The 16,367-nt window shown below is 71.3% G+C and carries 12 protein-coding genes; 9 read left to right on the top strand and 3 right to left on the bottom strand.

Going from position 1 to position 16,367, the window contains the following annotated elements:
* The gene (locus ACW62_RS02560; RefSeq protein ID WP_053202479.1) at window positions 1-1,023 is read right to left on the bottom strand and encodes a Gfo/Idh/MocA family protein; all 1,023 of its coding nucleotides are present in this window, start codon (window positions 1,021-1,023) and stop codon (window positions 1-3) included.
* A complete protein-coding gene (locus ACW62_RS02555; protein WP_053202478.1) occupies window positions 1,020-2,021 on the bottom strand; it encodes a Gfo/Idh/MocA family protein in 1,002 nt (333 codons plus the stop codon). The genes ACW62_RS02560 and ACW62_RS02555 overlap by 4 nt, the downstream gene beginning before the upstream one ends.
* A 259-nt stretch (window positions 2,022-2,280) precedes the next feature.
* Here ACW62_RS02555 and ACW62_RS02550 point away from each other — a divergent pair, with 259 nt between their 5' ends.
* From ACW62_RS02550 to ACW62_RS02510, 9 genes are all read left to right on the top strand, one after another.
* The gene (locus ACW62_RS02550) at window positions 2,281-3,180 is read left to right on the top strand and encodes a phosphotransferase (RefSeq protein WP_053202477.1); all 900 of its coding nucleotides are present in this window, start codon (window positions 2,281-2,283) and stop codon (window positions 3,178-3,180) included.
* A gap of 280 nt (window positions 3,181-3,460) precedes the next feature.
* Window positions 3,461-4,456 carry an ABC transporter permease gene (locus ACW62_RS02545; protein ID WP_420843537.1) on the top strand — a complete coding sequence of 332 codons (996 nt, stop codon included), beginning with the start codon at window positions 3,461-3,463 and terminating at the stop codon, window positions 4,454-4,456.
* Between the two features lie 68 nt (window positions 4,457-4,524).
* Window positions 4,525-5,394 (top strand): carbohydrate ABC transporter permease, encoded by an 870-nt coding sequence (locus tag ACW62_RS02540; protein ID WP_205629086.1) that lies wholly within the window; start codon window positions 4,525-4,527, stop codon window positions 5,392-5,394.
* Between the two features lie 45 nt (window positions 5,395-5,439).
* Complete coding sequence (locus tag ACW62_RS02535) at window positions 5,440-7,062, top strand: extracellular solute-binding protein (RefSeq protein ID WP_053202476.1); 1,623 nt, start codon at window positions 5,440-5,442, stop codon at window positions 7,060-7,062.
* A gap of 43 nt (window positions 7,063-7,105) precedes the next feature.
* A complete protein-coding gene (locus ACW62_RS02530) occupies window positions 7,106-11,020 on the top strand; it encodes a right-handed parallel beta-helix repeat-containing protein (RefSeq protein ID WP_083459062.1) in 3,915 nt (1,304 codons plus the stop codon).
* Window positions 11,017-11,952: an aldo/keto reductase gene (locus ACW62_RS02525; RefSeq protein WP_053202474.1), complete on the top strand. Its 936-nt coding sequence runs from the start codon at window positions 11,017-11,019 to the stop codon at window positions 11,950-11,952. Before ACW62_RS02530 ends, ACW62_RS02525 begins: the two co-directional genes overlap by 4 nt.
* Window positions 11,949-12,842, top strand: a complete 894-nt coding sequence (locus tag ACW62_RS02520) for an amidohydrolase family protein (RefSeq protein ID WP_053202473.1) — start codon at window positions 11,949-11,951, stop codon at window positions 12,840-12,842. The genes ACW62_RS02525 and ACW62_RS02520 overlap by 4 nt, the downstream gene beginning before the upstream one ends.
* Window positions 12,839-14,155, top strand: coding sequence for a polysaccharide pyruvyl transferase family protein (locus ACW62_RS02515; protein ID WP_053202472.1), 1,317 nt, complete (start codon window positions 12,839-12,841; stop codon window positions 14,153-14,155). Before ACW62_RS02520 ends, ACW62_RS02515 begins: the two co-directional genes overlap by 4 nt.
* A gap of 18 nt (window positions 14,156-14,173) precedes the next feature.
* A complete protein-coding gene (locus tag ACW62_RS02510; RefSeq protein ID WP_157574299.1) occupies window positions 14,174-15,214 on the top strand; it encodes a LacI family DNA-binding transcriptional regulator in 1,041 nt (346 codons plus the stop codon).
* Here ACW62_RS02510 and ACW62_RS02505 read toward each other — a convergent pair.
* Complete coding sequence (locus ACW62_RS02505; RefSeq protein WP_053202470.1) at window positions 15,205-16,365, bottom strand: mandelate racemase/muconate lactonizing enzyme family protein; 1,161 nt, start codon at window positions 16,363-16,365, stop codon at window positions 15,205-15,207. The genes ACW62_RS02510 and ACW62_RS02505 overlap by 10 nt on opposite strands.
* Between the last annotated feature and the right edge of the window lie 2 nt (window positions 16,366-16,367).

Raw genomic sequence — 16,367 nt, 5'->3', positions numbered from 1 at the left:
TCACGACGTGAGTTGTGGGATCGGCACCGCCGTTCCGGCGCGCGCGGACTCCTGAGCCGCCAGCACGATGCGCAGGGTCCGTAGCCCGACGGCGCCGTCGGGCTGCGGAGCCCGGCCGGACCGGACGCCGTCGAGGAAGTGCCCGAGCATCGCGCGGTCGAGGTCGGTGCCCAGCGACAGCCAGGCCGGTCCGCCGCCGGCGTAACCGCCGACGTGGGTGCCGAACGGGTCGATGTCGGCGACGCCCTCGGTGCCGACGACCTGCAGGGTGAGGCCGCCCCAGTTCGGCGCGCTGTCGGGGTGGCTCCACGAGCAGTCGATGGTGGCGATGGTGCCGTCGGCGTAGGTGACGGACACCAGGCCGCCGGTCTCGACGCCGTTGATGGGCTTCTCGGCGTGCAGGATGCGGTTGGTGACCGCGCGCACCTCGACCGCCGGCTGCTCCAGGAGCGCGTCGAGCAGGTCGGCCACGTGCACGACGTGATCGACCAGGGCGCCGCCGCCGGACAGCTCCGGCTGGGTGAACCAGGCGCGGTCGCCGATCGGGATGTGGCCGTTGTTCGTTCCGGTGGCGGAGAGGACGGTGCCGAGCCGGCCGCCGTCGTGCAGGGACTTCAGGGCCGCGAACTCGGTGCTGAACCGAACCGGGTACGCGGTCATGAGGAACAGGCCCGCGCGCTCGCACGCCTCGATCATCCCCTCGGCGTCGGCGGCGGTCGTCGCCAGCGGCTTCTCACACAGCACGTGCGCGCCGGCGGCCGCGGCCCGCACCGTCAGGTCGCGGTGCCGGCTGTTCTCCGCACAGACGATGACGGCGTCAGGCTGCCAGGCCAGCGCGTCGTCGTAGCTGTCGGCGTAGGCGACGCCGAGCCGGTCGGCCAGGGCCCGCCCGCGCAGCTCGCCCGGTGGCGCCGTCGCACCGTCCGGGTCGGTGGCCAGCAGTTCCACGCCGGGCCAGTCCGCCAGCAGCGACGCGTACGAGGTGGCGTGCACGTGGGCGAACGACAGCAGTGCGACCTTCATGCGATCTCCTCCAGCAGCGCAGTGGTGTCGAGGCGCACGGGCGTGCCGGACCGCAGCGACTCGAGCGCGGCGGTGGCCAGCCAGACGGCGACGGCGCCATCGGCGGCGCTCACCCGGGGGGCCGGCCCGCCCGCGACCGCGTCGGCGAACTCGCGCAGCTCCGTCAGGTAGGGGCTCTCGCCGGTCGGTGTCTCGGGGTGGTCCTCGCCGCCGGCGGGCAGCGGCGCGAGGTCGAGCCGGACGGCCGGGGTGGCGGCGCTGTCGTAGCTGAGCACGCCGTCGTCGCCGGCGACGTGGAACGACGTGCGGAACCCGAGGTGCGGCGGGCCCCACAATCCCTGAACGTGGCTGAGCGCGCCGGAGGCGTGGGTCAGCGTGACGTGCGCGGCCTGCATCGGGTAGCCGTCGCGATCGGCCGTGTGCGAGCGGGCGAACACCTCGACGACCTCGCCGGCGACCCAGCGGGCGAGGTCGAGGTCGTGGATCATCTGGTCCATCAGCAGGCCGCCGGACTCCGTCACGTCGGAGAACCAGGGCGCCCACGAGGGGAACATGCCGCCGCGGCTGAACCGCAGCACCGCCGGCCGGCCGATGCGCCCGGCGGCGACGGCGGCCCGCATGGCGGCGTACTCGGGGAAGTAGCGCACGACATGGCCGGGGAAGAGCGCGACGCCCGCGGCGGCGGCCTGCCGCACGAGGCCGGCGGCGTCCGCGCCGGTGCGGGCCAGCGGCTTCTCGCAGACCACCGGGCGACCGGCGTCGAGGGCCCGGCAGACGATCTCCTGGTGGGTGGGCGTCGGGGTGACGACGTCCACGAGGTCGACCTGGCCGAGCAGGTCGTCGAGGGACGCCGCGACCGTGCCGCCGTGTTCGGCGGCCAGCCGCTCGGCGCCGGCGAGCGAGGTCACCAGCAGCTTCGCGCCGAGTGCGCGCCAGGCGGCGGCGTGGACGCGGGAGATGCCGCCGGCCCCGACCAGGCCGACCGTGAATTCGGGCATGGAATCCTCACTTGAGTCCGGAATGGGCGAGTCCGTTGATGACGCGGCCGCTGAGGTGGTCATGCGGCTGGTCCACCAGGGGGAGAGATCATCAACCTTTCGTGCTGCTATCGCGACACAAAAGGTTGATGATCATGGACGTGGGGGTGCGTGCACGACGGCGACCGACCGGATCATCCGTCAGACCAGCACGCACGCTGCCTACTGGCACGAGGTCGCCTGGAGGAGCTGACCGACCGCTTCGGTACTGTGGCGTCGTATGACCGGCACCGAGATCGGGATCACCGCAGACCTGGTCCGCGACCTGCTGCAGGAGCAACATCCAGACCTTGCGGGGCTGGCCATCTGTGAGGTCGCGGGCGGCTGGGGCAACCAGATGTGGCGTCTCGGGGACGAGTTGGTCGTGCGCATGCAGCGCATGGACCCCACCCCGGAGTTCCAGCTCAAGGAGCGGCGGTGGCTACCTGTGCTGGCCCCGCTCCTGCCGCTCCCGGTGCCGACCCCGGTGCGGTTCGGCGAACCGTCCGAGCGCTTCCCCAAGCACTGGACCGTGATGACGTGGGTTCCCGGCGAGCCGCTGGACCACGGCTCGATCAGCCGCGGCGCCCACGCGGCCGACACGCTGGCGGGTTTCCTCCGGGCGCTGCACGTGCAGGCGCCCGCCGAGGCGCCGATCGCCACGGACCGCGGTGCCCATCCCCGCGACTGCACGGACGGTTTCGAGAACTTCTTCAAGGCCGTCAGCGGCCTCGACGACATCGCTGCCGACGTCCGGGCCGTCTGGGACGACGCCGTTGCGGCCGGGGCGTGGGAGGGCCCGCCGGTGTGGGTGCACGGCGACCTCCATCCCGCGAACGTCGTCGTCTCGGACGGCACGCTCGCGGGCATCGTCGACTTCGGTGACATGTTCGCCGGCGATCCAGCGTGGGACCTCGCCGCCGCATGGGTGCTGCTACCCGCGGGCACGGCCGCACGGTTCTTCGACGGGTACGCGCATGCGGACGAAGCGGCGATCCGGCGCGCCCGCGGGCTGGCCGCTATGAAGAGCCTCTTCCTCATGCTCATGGGCCAGAACGGAGATCGGGGTCTGTCCGGTGGCAAGCCGCACTGGGGGCCGGCAGGCCGGGCGGCGCTTGATCGTGTTCTGAAGGGCGTCTGACGCACGCTTCGTCGAACCAGCCTGAGGGGTTGGCGCCCGGCCAGGCGTGCGCGGCTGATTCAAGGACACATCATTTCGAGCCTTCGAGTCGACGGAATCCTTCCAAGCGTTGCTCTCGCTGCACGTCAGCGCCGTGATTGACGGTTCGACGCCGATGATATAGCGTTAAATCAGAACGGCTGGACCTGTTCATCTGAGCGGCGAGGAGATCACCGGTGATCACTGTGCTGTCGGCTGTGTCGTGCCGAACTGGTTCGGCCCGGGCACGAACGGATGTGTGCTGGTGACGTCCACCGTCGCGGCGACCCGGGAAGACGCCGACCAGCAGAACGGGTCCGGTGGCCGACGTGCCGCGGGCGCTCGGAGCCTACCGCTGCGCACTCGATGGCGCCGGGACCGGCTGCTGCTGCTGATCGGCCTGCCGGGCGTGCTGGCGATTCTGGTCTTCCATTACGTGCCGCTGCTGGGGAACGTCATCGCGTTCCAGCAGTACCAGCCCTTCCTCGGCATCCGCGACAGCCCGTTCGTCGGCTTCGACAACTTCGCCGTGCTCGTCAACGGCGACGCCGACTTCGTCAACGCCCTGACGAACACGTTGATCATCACGACGATCCAGGTCGTCTTCGTGTTCCCCTTGCCGATCGCCCTGGCGCTGCTGCTCAACTCGATGATCTCCGAGCGCCTCAAGCGGCTGGTCCAGTCGATTCTCTACATGCCGCACTTCTTGTCCTGGGTCATCATCGTGGCGCTGTTCCAGCAGATGTTCGGCAGCGTCGGCATGCTCAACACGTGGTTGCGCTCGGCCGACCTCGGGAGCGTTGACATCGTCGGGGTGCCGGAGCTGTTCAAGCTGGTGGTCACCGCCCAGGTGATCTGGAAGGACACCGGCTGGTCGATGATCCTGTTCCTGGCGGCGTTGTCGCGCGTGGACGTCAATCTCTACGAGGCGGCGGCGATCGACGGCGCCGGTCGGGCGCGGCGCGCCTGGCACGTCACGCTGCCGGCCATTCGGCCCGTGATCGTGCTGCTGCTGATCCTGAAGCTCGGCGACTCGCTCTCCGTCGGCTTCGAGCAGATCATCCTGCAGCAACAGGCGTTCGGCACCAGCGCCACGGAAGTCCTGGACACGTACGTCTACAACAACGGCATCGTCGGCGGCAACTGGGGCGTCGCGGCCGCGGTCGGGCTGGTGAAGGGCGTCGTCAGCGTCGCCCTGGTCCTCGTCGCCAACAAGGTCGCCCATCTGTTCGGTGAGCGGGGGGTGTACTCCCGATGACGCCGTCGCCGATCGGTACCGCGCGATCCACCCGCCGGGGGTCTCGCCGGCAGGAGCGGCCGCCGTGGATGGGGGAGCCGCTGCGCATGGGCATGGCCGCGCGCGCCGTGGTCCTCACGGTCTGCTGCGTCCTGGTGCTGCTGCCGTTCGTGGCGGTGGTCTCGACCAGCCTGGCCGGGCAGAACCAGATCACCAGCGCGGGCGGCTTCGTGCTCTGGCCGGACGATCCGTCCCTCGGGTCGTACCAGGCCGTGCTGTCGGGCGGGGTGGTGACCCGCGCCATGATCGTGAGCATCGGGATCACCGTCGTCGGCACGCTCGGGAGCCTCGCGGCGACGATCGGCCTCGCCTACTCGCTGTCCCGCCCCGGATCGTTGCTGCACAAGCCGATCCTGCTGGCGACCTTGTTCACCCTCTTCTTCAACCCGGGCATCATTCCGATGTACCTGATCGTGCGGCAGCTGGGGATGATCGACACCTACGCCGCGCTGATCCTGCCCGTGCTGATCAACGGATTCAACGTCATCGTCATGCGGGCGTTCTTCCTCGAGATTCCGCAGGAACTGCTCGAGAGCGCTCGCATCGACGGCGCGAGCGAGCTGAAGATCCTGATGACCATCGTCCTGCCGCTGTCGAAAGCGGTGATGGCGGTCATCGGGCTGTTCTACGCCGTCATGTACTGGAACGCGTTCTTCACGGCCCTTCTGTACCTCAACTCCACCGAGAAGTGGCCCCTCCAGTTGATCGTCCGGACCTTCGTGGTCAACCAGACTCCGCTGGCCGCGGACGACCTGGCCTTGAGCAGCAACGAGATGCCGCCTCAGCTGTCGATCCAGATGGCGATCCTCGTCCTGGCGATCATCCCGATCCTGCTGGTCTACCCGTTCCTGCAGCGACATTTCACGAAGGGCCTGCTGGTCGGCGCGGTCAAGGGCTGAGGTTAACGGCCCAGCGCTCTCAACCACCCCGAGAAGGGATCTGTCATGGATCGTCGAACGTTCCTGCGTGCGGCCGGGCTGTCGACCCTGGCCGTCGCCGCGGGCACCGGATTCACCGCGTGCAGTTCGCGCAACGATGCCGGGCCCACCGGCTCCGGCTCCGGCTCGACCACTCTGGTGTTGCCCACCTACCGGGATGCCGGGGCGGCCGCGGCCGATCTGGTGGGAGCACACGAGGGTTCGCTCCCCGGCTTCTTCGCGTATCCGGCGAACCCGAGCCGCATGTACGAGCGGCCCGTCGTCGACGACCTGGAGATCACGGCCCTGACGTACTCGTTCAGCCCGGTGGTGCCGGGCCTGAGCGAGAACGAGATGTGGCAGAACATCAACGAGACCATCGGCGCGAAGATCGACATCTCCTATACGCCCGACGCCGACTACGACAGCCGCTTCGCCACGACCATCGCGGGCGGGGACATCCCGGACCTCGTGGCCATCAGGCCGCCGGTCCAGGAACTGCCGGCGATGCTGGAGGCGGCCTTCGCCGACCTGACCGATCATCTCTCCGGCGATGCGATTCTGGACTACCCGAGCCTGGCGGCGATACCCACGGCGGCTTGGCGCAAGGCCGTGGTGCAGGGCCGCATCTGGGGACTGCCCGTGCCGCGGCCGCCCATCGGCCCGGCGTTCTTCGTGCGGAAGGACCTCCTCGAACAACGTGGCCTCCCGGTGCAGCCGCGGAACTTCGACGAACTGGCCGACACGTTCCGTGCCTTGACCGACGCCCGGAGCAACACCTATGCGTCGGCATCGGTCATCGAGCTCGTGGGCTTCCTCGCCAACACGCTCAACGTGTCCAACGGCTGGTCGGAGGAGGGCGGGTCGTTCACCTACTGGGTCGAGACCGATGAGTACGAGCAGGCCCTCGCGGAAACGACGGGACTCGTCGAGGAGGGTGTCTTCCACCCGGACTCCATCGCGACGCAGAACACGCAGCGCAACGAATGGTTCACGAACGGTTCGGCGCCGATGATCATCGCCGGCTGGGGTGGCTGGCACAGCTTCGTCAACTGGGGCAAGGAGGTCGCGGGGCACGAGGTCGCAGCGATCATCCCGTTCGGTCACGACGGCGGGGAGGAGGCCAAGCACGCACTCGCCGAGTCGTCCGGCTTCACCGCCCTGCGCAAGGCCGACCCGGAGCGGATCGACCAGATCCTGCGGGTCGCCGACTGGCTCGCGTCGCCCTTCGGCACCCAGGACTACCTGACCCGCAAGTTCGGCATCGAGGGCGTCACCTACGACCTCGCCGGCTCCGATCCGGTGTCGAACGAGCGCGGCAGCAACCTGCGACTCGTCCCGTTCGCGTATCTCACCGACTGCATGGGCCCGATCTATCAGGCCGGCGACCAGGCGGTCGTGCAAGCGCGCTTCGACTACCAGGAGCAGGTGCTGCCGATGATCGACCCGGACCCGACGGACGGCCTCTACGCGCCGGCGCAGTCGGCCAAGGGCGCCCAGCTCGAGAAGATCCTCGAAGACGGCCGCAACGACGTTCTCGCCGGCCGGCGGCCCGTGTCGCAGTGGGCGGACGTGGTCGACGAATGGCGCTCCCGCGGTGGGGACGAGATCAGGCAGCAGTACGAGGACGCGCTCGACGCCGCCGGCTGACCGCCGGCCACACCCCCGACCGACACTTGCGGAAGGAACGTGCATGCGACGACGACTGACGCGCGCCATGGCCCCGGTCACGGCCATGGCGCTGGTGATGACGGGCATCGCGGCCGCGGCGGCCGACCAGAGCGACGACGCCGGCCTGCAGGTCTGGGTGTCCACCAGCGGCGACGACCAAGGGGCCGGCGACGAGGCCGACCCGCTGGCGAGCCTCAGTGGCGCCCGCGACCGGGTCCGTGAGCTGCGGCAGGCCGGCCAGCTGCCCGCCGGTCCGGTGACCATCGTGCTGCGGGAGGGCACGTACGAGCTGGCCGAGACGGTCGCGTTCGGTGAGCTCGACTCCGGCACCGCGGACGCGCCGGTCACGATCACGGCCCACGGGGGCGAGGAGGTCCGGATCGACGGCGGCGCCACCGTGCCCGGTTCGGCCGCCGTGCCCGTCACCGACCCGGCGCTGCTGGCCCGGCTGCCCGTGGCCGCGCGGCCCGAGGTGGTGCAGCTGGACCTGGCCGCGCTGGGGATCGACGATCTCGGCGAGTACCGCGACTACGGGTACGGGCGGGGGACCAACCCGGCGCCCGCGGAGCTGTTCGTCGACGGCGAGCCGATGTCGGTGGCGGCCTGGCCCAACGACGGCGACGTGCCGATCGGCACGGTCCTCGACCCGGGCTCGAACCCGAGCGCGGGGGAGCGGGACAACCGCGGCGCGGTGTTCGAGTTCGACGACCCGGCGCTGGACCGGTGGGCTCAGGCCGACCAGATGTTCGTGTCGGGCTTCTTCTGGCACGGCTGGGCCCACGACGCGATCCGCGCGGCCGCCGTCGACACCGGCGCCCGCACCCTCCAGTTGGCGTCGGCCACCCAGTACAGCGTCCGGTCCGGCCAGCCGTGGAGCTCGTTCCGGGTGAGCAACCTGCTGGAGGAGATCGACCAGCCGGGCGAGTACTTCATCGATCACGAGACCCGGCTCGCCTACCTGTACCCGCCCGGCCCGCTGGCCGGCGCCACGGTCCAGGTCTCCCTGCTCGGCACGCCCATGCTGTCGTTCGTCGACGCCTCCCACCTGCGGGTCGAGGGCCTGACGTTCGAGAACTCCCGCGGCATGGCCGTCTACATCGAGGGCGGCTCCGACGTGGTCGTCGCCGGCAACACCTTCCGCAACCTCGGCGAGGTGGCGGTGTCGATCGGGCAGGGCGCCACGCCGCCGGCCTTCCTCGGCGACCCCACGCCGCGCACCCCGGCCAGCAACGTCGTGGGCGCCCTCCAGGGCCATCTGGCGTCGAACAGCACGTGGAACCGCCGAGGCGGCACCGGACACCAGATCCTCAGCAACGACGTCGTCGACACCGGCTCGGGCGGCATCCTGGCCGGCGCCGGTGACCGGGCGACGCTGACGCCGGCCGGCATCCGCATCGCCAACAACGACGTGCGGTCGTTCAACCGGTGGCTCACCACGAGCGCGCCGGGCATCTGGATCAACGGCGCGGGCCTGCTGGTCGAGCACAACCTGGTCCGTGACGCCGCTCAGCGCGCGCTGTTCGTCAACGGGAACCTGCACACCGTGCGGCTGAACGAGATCTACGACGCCGTGCGCGACGCCGACGACGTGGGCGCCGTCGGGATGTACCGGGATCCCAGCGAGTTCGGCAACCTCTTCGAGCACAACTTCATCCACGACAACGGCAGCGATTACGGCGACTACGGCACCCAGGGCATCTTCCTCGACGACGGCACCAGCGGTCAGATCGTCCGGGGGAACGTGTTCGTCCGGGCCGGCAGCAACTTCGCCGTCAAACTGCACGGCGGCCGCCACAACCAGATCGAGAACAACATCTTCGTCGACACTCCGACCGGCGTGAACCTGGCGACCTGGACGGTCGATCACTGGAAGGAGCAGCTGAACAGCCCGCTGTTCCAGCAGCGGCTGGTCGAGGACCTCGACGTGCGCGAGCCACCGTTCAGCGACAGGTACCCGACCCTCGCGACCTACATCGGGCCGGACGGCAGTGCCACGGACCAGCCACCGAACACCAACGTCATCGCCGACAACGTGGCCGTCCGGCTGGGCAGTCTGGCGAGCAGCACGGTGGCGACCTTCGGCGACAACTACGTCACCGACGCCGACCCCGGGTTCGCCGACCCGGAGGCGATGAACTACGCGCTGTCACCCGACAGCGTCGTGTACGACGAACTGCCCGGCTTCGAGCCGATCCCGTTCGACCAGATCGGATTGTTCACCGACGAGTACCGGGCGTCGACCGATCCGCAACTCGGCGCGTTCGGCCTGCTGAGTCCGTCACACGGCAGCCAGAACGTCGATCCGCTCGCGCCGCCGGACCTGACGTGGCAGCCGTCCGACAACGCCGAGTCCTACCGGGTGCAGGTGAGCACCAGCAGCGACTTCTCCTCGCTGCTGGTCGACGAGGTGGTCAGGGAGCCCACGTTCGCGTTCGAGCAGACCCTTGCCTACGACACCGTCTACCACTGGCGGGTGCGCGCGGAGTCGATGTCGCACTCCCGTGCCGGTGCGCGCTGGAACGACGGGGGCAACCGCGCCTTCCGCACCCGCGACGTGGCCGCCGTGCCAGCGCCGCCGGTCGTGTCCATCGACGCGACGTCGCCCGATCGGACGGTGCTGAGCTGGGAACCGGTCGCCGAAGCCACGGAGTACGTGGTCCTCAGGCGGGTGGGCGCCGCCGGGCAGCTCCAGGAGCTGACCCGGGGTGTGCCGACGACGTTCACCGACGTCGAGGCCACGCCGCTGGCCGACCTGTCCTACACGGTGGTCGCCGCCAACCGGCTCGGCCGGAGCGACCCCTCGGCCGCGGTGGCCGTCGAGGCCGACGTGCGGTCGGCGTTCACGGCCGATTTCAGCGCCGGCCTGGATCCCGCGTGGTACGACGACCCAACGCTCGCCACCGGTCATTGGCAGGTCGTGGGGAGCGACGATCCGGCCTTGCGGCTGACCGGCGCGGCACAACCCGCGGGACTGCTGGTCGACGCCCCGTCGACGGAGACGTTCGCCGTGAGTGCCGACGTCGCGGTCGGGTCGTTCTCCCGCGCGCGGGCGGAAGGTCAGTACGCCGGGGTGAGCGCCGTCGGGCCGGACGGCGGGTACCTGCTCAGCATGAGCGGCACCGGGCACCTCACGCTGGAGGGCACCGGCTCGGCAGCCGGCGCGGACGAGGTGTCCGTCCCCTACGACCCCGCGGACGGTGCGGCCCGCCTGACCCTCGTCGTCACCGACCACTCGGTCATCGGCCTGGCCGACGGCGGCCCCGCGCTCGAGCTGGACCGCGTCGACGCGGTCGGCCTGACGGGGGTGGGCGTCACCGGAGCCGCAGCCGTCGTCGACTTCGACGACGTCGGTGTCGAAACGCCGCGCTGGGGCGTGCTGCCGCCGGGCTGGCAGCTGACGCAGTACGGACCGCACGAGGCGCTCGCCGCCCACGACGCCGGGACGTGGACCATCCGGGCGACCGGCGAGGACGTCTTCGGCACGCGGGACGAGTTCGGCTTCGTCTACCAGCCGGTGAGCCGGCCCGACGGCGGACGGGTGACCATCTCGGCCCGGGTGGAGTCGCTCGAACAGATCGCCGCCACCACGCTCGCGGGGGTGATGATCCGGGCCGAGGACACGCCGGAGGCGGCGAACGTCTTCAGCCGCACGGTGGCGGTCGGATCGAACCAGACCACGATCAGGGCGACGCCCGGCGACATCACCGGCTACACCTCGGTGGCCGGGCTCGGACGTCCGATCGAGCTCAAGTTGGTGTGGGAAGGCACGTCGGTCACGAGCTACTACCGCCGCGACGGCGGTGACTGGACGCTGCACACCGTCAACGAGATCGAGCTGCCGGACGACGTGATGGTGGGGCTGGCCGTGTCCGCCCGGCACCCCGAGCTCTACACCGAGGCCGTCATGACGAACGTGCAGCTGTTGGTCGAGCCATGACCACGGGCGATGCCCCCGTCCTCGCGCTGGGCTGTGCCCCGCTGGCCCGGGTCGCGCAGGTGGACGACCAGACCGCGGTCGGCACCGTCCACGCCGCCCTGGCCGAGGGGATGACGCTGCTGGACACCGCGCCGCACTACGGCGCGGGGGTGTCGGAGCGGCGGGTCGGCGACGCCCTGCGCGGGGTGCCCCGCGACGGGTACCGGGTCTCCACGAAGGTGGGGCGGTCGATCGAGCCACCGCCCGGACCCGGCGAGCGGTTCACCGCGGCCGATGGCCGGCGCAGTGTCCTGGACGACAGCTACGACGGCGCCTGGCGTTCGCTGGAGGGCAGCCTGCGCCGGCTCGGCGTGGACCACGTCGACGTGCTGCACGCGCACGATCCGATCGACCCGCCGCGGGCACTGCGTGGGCTGTTCCGCGCGCTGACGGAGATGCGGGAGCAGGGACTGGCCCGCACGATCGGGTGCGGCATGAACCGCTGGGATCTGCTCCTCACCTACCTCGACGAGGTGCCGCTGGACTGCGTGATGGTGGCGGGGCATCTGAACCTCCTGGATCAAGGGCTGGCGGACACGTTGCTGCCCTTGGCCAGGGAACGTGGCGTCGACGTGTGGGTCGCCGGTGTGTACGCGACCGGTGTGCTCGCCGCACCGGGGCCGGCCAGTACCTATCGCTACGAACCCGCCACGGCGAGCGTCCTGGAACGGGTCGCGGCGATCGACGCGATCTGCCGCCGTCACGACGTCGGCCTGCGGGCCGCGGCCGTCCGGTTCCCGTGGCGGTACGCGGGGGTGACCCAGCTGGTGGTGGGGGCACGCGAGCCGGCCGAGGTCCGGCAGGCGGCCGAGGCTGCCCGCGTCGCCGTCCCCGACGCCGTGTGGGACGAGCTGAGCCGTGCGGAGCTGGTGCCGGCCCGGAGCACCGGGTGATCGACGCCCACGCCCATGTCTGGGACGCCCGGCTGTTCCCGTTGGCGTGGCTGCGGCGGTACCCCCGGCTGCGCCAGCGGTACACGCTGGCCGACCTGCGGTCGGAGGCCGGCGACGCGCTGCCGGACCGGGTGGTCCTGGTGCAGGCGGGGACGAGCGCCGACGGCACAGCCTGGCTGCTCCGGTCGGTCGCCGCTGACCCGCTGGCCGGCGCGGTCGTCGCCTCCTGCCGGCTCGGCGTGGACGAGGAGTGGCCGGAGCTGGTGCGGCGCATCGAGGGCGCCCGGTCCGCCGACGACGGCGATCGCCTGCGCGGCTTCCGCGTCAGCGGCCTCGGACAGGACGAGGACTTCTGCACCCGCCCGGCCGTCCAGGCCGGACTCGCGGCCTTGGCCGACCACGGCCTGAGCGCTCACCTGCTGGTGCGGCCCGACCAGCTGCTCGGCGTCGCCACCGCGATGTCCCGCGTTCCGCACGCCTCGGTCGTCCTCGACCACCTCGGGTCGCCGCCACCGGCCGGCGACCGCGACGGGTGGCGCCGCGGCATCGCCGCCGTGGCGCAGTCACCGCGCGCGGCCGCGAAGCTCTCCGGTGCGGCGATGCGGGCCGACGACGGTTCCGGCGACGCCGAGGCGGTGGCCGCGTGGGCGCTGACGTGCTTCGGGCCGGACCGGCTGATGTTCGGCAGCGACTGGCCGGCGTCGACGCCCGAGGCCTCGTACGGGCAGGTGATGCGGCGCACCCGGCAGATCCTGGCCGGCATCGGGGCCGATCCGGACGACGGGCGGATCTGGGCCGGAACCGCCGCCCGGACCCTGCGCATCGAGGGAGCTGGAACCGCGGTCGTCGACCGGCATCGCGGCACCCCGACGAGAGGAAGTGAGCCGTGACCGTGACCGCACCGTCGGGCGCCGATCCCGACCGGCCGGCGCGGCCCGGGCCGGCGTCCAGGATTCTGCTGCGCTCGTCGTGGCAGACCGCGAACATCGGCGACGTCGCGCACTCTCCGGGGGCCGTGCGCGCCTGGCAGCGGTTCGCCCCGTCGGCCGAGGTGACGCTGTGGCCGCGCCGGCTCGGGCGACGCGAGCGGGCCATGCTGGACCTGGCGTTCCCCGGCCTGCCGATCGTCGACGGCGACATCGACGGCGACGGTCGCGCCTCGACGCCGGAACTGCAGCAGGCGTGGGACGCGGCGGACCTGCTGGTCCACGGCTCCGCGGCGGACGTCGTCGTGGTCGACGACTTCACCGCGTGGGCGCGCAGCGACCGCCCGTACGGCTACTTCGGCGTCTCGGTCGACGCCGTGGGGCCCTGGGTCGGTGGCACCCTGAGCGAGCTGGAGACACTGGTGCGGGCGCTGCCGGCCGGGTACATGGACCCACGGCTGGCCGAGCTGCTGTCGGGAGCCGCCTTCGTGTACTGCCGCGACTCGCTGTCGCTGGCCTACGCACGCGGGCAGGGTGTCGGCAGCGACGTGCTCGAGTGGGGCGCCGACGCCACCTTCACGTTCGACCTGCGCGACGACCGTGCCGCCGACGCCATCCTCGCGCGGCACGGCCTGCGCGCCGGCGAGTTCGTCTGCGTGGTCCCGCGCACGAGGTACGCGCCGTACCACCTGCTGCGGAACTACCCGCCGGAGCGCCGGGACCACCTGCGGGACGCCGTCAACGCCGCCCACCTCGACGCCGACCTCCGGGCCGTCGTGGACGTGATCGTGCGCATCGCGCGCGACACCGGGATGTCGGTCCTGGTGTGTCCCGAGATGAGGCACGCGGTCGACCTGGCCCGCGACGAGATCATGCCCCGGCTACCCGCGGATGTCCGCCGGCGCGTCGTGCGGCTGCCCGACTACTGGGAGGTGCACCACGCGAGCGCCGTCTACGCACGGGCCCGGGCCGTCGTGAGCATGGACTGTCACTCACCGATCCTCGCCATCGGCCAGGGGACGCCCGCGGTGTACCTGCGGCTGCCGACCGAGACCGCCAAGGGGACCATGTTCGCCGACCTCGGCCTGGAGAGCATGACGGTCGAGGTCGGCCCGGACGCGGCCGACGCGGTCATGCACGAACTCGCCGGGACCGGCCGGACCTCGAGCCGGCTCGACGGCGTCCGCGCCGCCCACGCGCGGGCCACGGAGTCGCTGCGATCCATGGCCGAACGGTCGGCCGCCGTCGCGGATGGCAGCAGAGCTGCGAGAAGGTGATCACGGTAAGGTGATCTCGTGGCCACGCTGAGAGAGGTCGCTGACAAGGCCGGCGTATCCATGCCCGTGGTGTCGGCGTACCTGCGCGGCAGCAAGACCGTCCGGATGAGCGAAGACACCCGCCGCCGCGTGGCCGCGGCCATCGACGAGGTCGGGTACGTCCCCAACCTCGCGGCGCGCTCCCTGCGGACCTCGCGTACGAACGTCATCGCGGTCGTGGTGCCCAAGCTCGACAACCCCGCGTTGGCGGAGATGCTGCGCGGCATCTACGACGCGGCACAGGAGCTCGGCTACGTCGTCATGCTCGGCGATGCCGCCCGGCTCACGTCAGGGAGCCAGATGCTCGAGCATCTGCTCGCGCACGGGACGGTCGACGGCGTCATCGTGCGGCGCTCCTCGTCGCTCGACACCCGGGTTCTGGCCGACATGGCCGAGCGCGGGCTGCCCGTGCTGTTCCTGGACGACGAGTCCCTGCACGACTTCACCTGGCTGGCGCTGGACGACGCCGCGGGCATCCGGCTGGCCACCAGCCACCTGATCGATCTCGGCCACGTGCAGATCGACTTCCTCGGCGGGCTCGACCCCATCCCCGCCGCCGAGTTCACCAGGATCCGCTACGAGGGCTACGTCACCGCGTTGAAGGAGCGGGGTCTCGCCCCGCGGCCGCCCATCATGTCGGGGCAGGCGCCGGAGGACGGCTACGAGGCGTTCAGCTCCCTGGTGGCGCCCAGGGTGGCGGATCGGCGGAAGGACGCGCCGACGGCACTGGTGGTGAACAACGTGACCACGGCCACCGGAGTTCTGGCCGCGGCCTACGACGCCGGAATCTCCGTTCCCGGCGAGCTGTCCGTCGTCGGCTACCTGGACACGGCGGCTGCCAGCATGGCCCGGCCACGGCTGACCACGGTGCGGATGCCCATGTACGAGCTGGGCCATCGCGGCGTCGCGGCGCTGAGCGAGATCGTCAAGGGCGAGCACGTGCGCTCCGCCGTCCTGGCCGACATCGCGCCGACGCTCATCCGCCGCGACTCCACCGCGCCACCGGCCGGTCAGAAGTAGCGGACCGCGTCCACCGGACGGATGTCGGTCAGTGTGTCGTCGTAGTGACGCAGCGGGTGGGGCACGTACGGGTGGGCGCCGAAGGCGTCCGGCCTGAGTGTCACACCCAGCCCGGGCCGCGTCGGGATCAGCATCTGCCCACCATCGAAGACCAGCTCCTCGTCCGTGAGCGTGCGACGCCAGGGAACGTCGGTGGCCATGATCTCGAGGTAGCGGAAGTTCGGCAGGGCCGCCGCCAGGTGCATCGTCGCGGCCGTCGCGACCGGACCGCTCGGGTTGTGCGGCGCGATCGCCACGTAGTGCATCGCGGCCAGGTCCGCGATGCGGCGCACCTCGCTCAGCCCGCCGACGTGGCTGACGTCGGGCTGGATGTAGTCGACGGCGCCACGGCGCAGGATCTCGCTGAAGGCGTGCCGGTCGAAGATCCGTTCTCCGGCGGCGATGGGGACCTCGGACCGCCGGCGCACCTCGAGCAACGCGTCGACGTTCTCGGGCGGGCACGGTTCCTCGAACCAGAAGATGTGCAGCGGCGCGATCTCGCGCGCGATGGCGACGGCCGTGGTCGGCGAGAAGCGGCCGTGCGCCTCGACCAGGACGTCGATCGACGGGCCGACGGCGTCGCGGACCGCGCCGAGGACGCTGACCGCGCGGTCGAGAGCGGCATGGTCGATGGTGAGGTAGGCCGAGCCGAACGGGTCCAGCTTGAGTCCCTGGAAGCCGCGCGCGACGGTGGCCACCGCGGCCCGGGCGAAGTCGTCGGGCGTGCGGGCACCGGCGAACCAGCCGTTGGCGTAGGCCTGAACGCCGTCGCGCACCGTCCCGCCCAGCAGGCGGTGCACCGGAACGTCCAGGCTGCGCGCGTTCAGATCCATGAGGCACATCTCGATGGCGCTGAGCGCGGAGTTGAGCACCGGCCCGGTGCGCCAGTAGGACCCCCGGTACAGCTCTTCCAGCAGCCGGGTGACGTTGCGGGCGTCGCTGCCGACGACGGCGTCGCGGATGTCGTTCAACGCGCCCACGACGGCCTGCTCCTTGTACTCCAGCGTGGCCTCGCCCACGCCTACGGAGCCGTCGTCCACCTGTAGCTCGACGAGCACCAGGTTGGTGCGGTAGACGTCCACGACGTGCACGCGCAGCTCGGTGATCTTCACTG

Source organism: Jiangella muralis, from assembly GCF_001270745.1.
Classification (GTDB): Bacteria; Actinomycetota; Actinomycetes; order Jiangellales; family Jiangellaceae; genus Jiangella; species Jiangella muralis.
The sequence above is the reverse complement of the archived record's forward strand: the minus strand, read 5'-3'. Positions and strand labels throughout refer to the sequence as shown.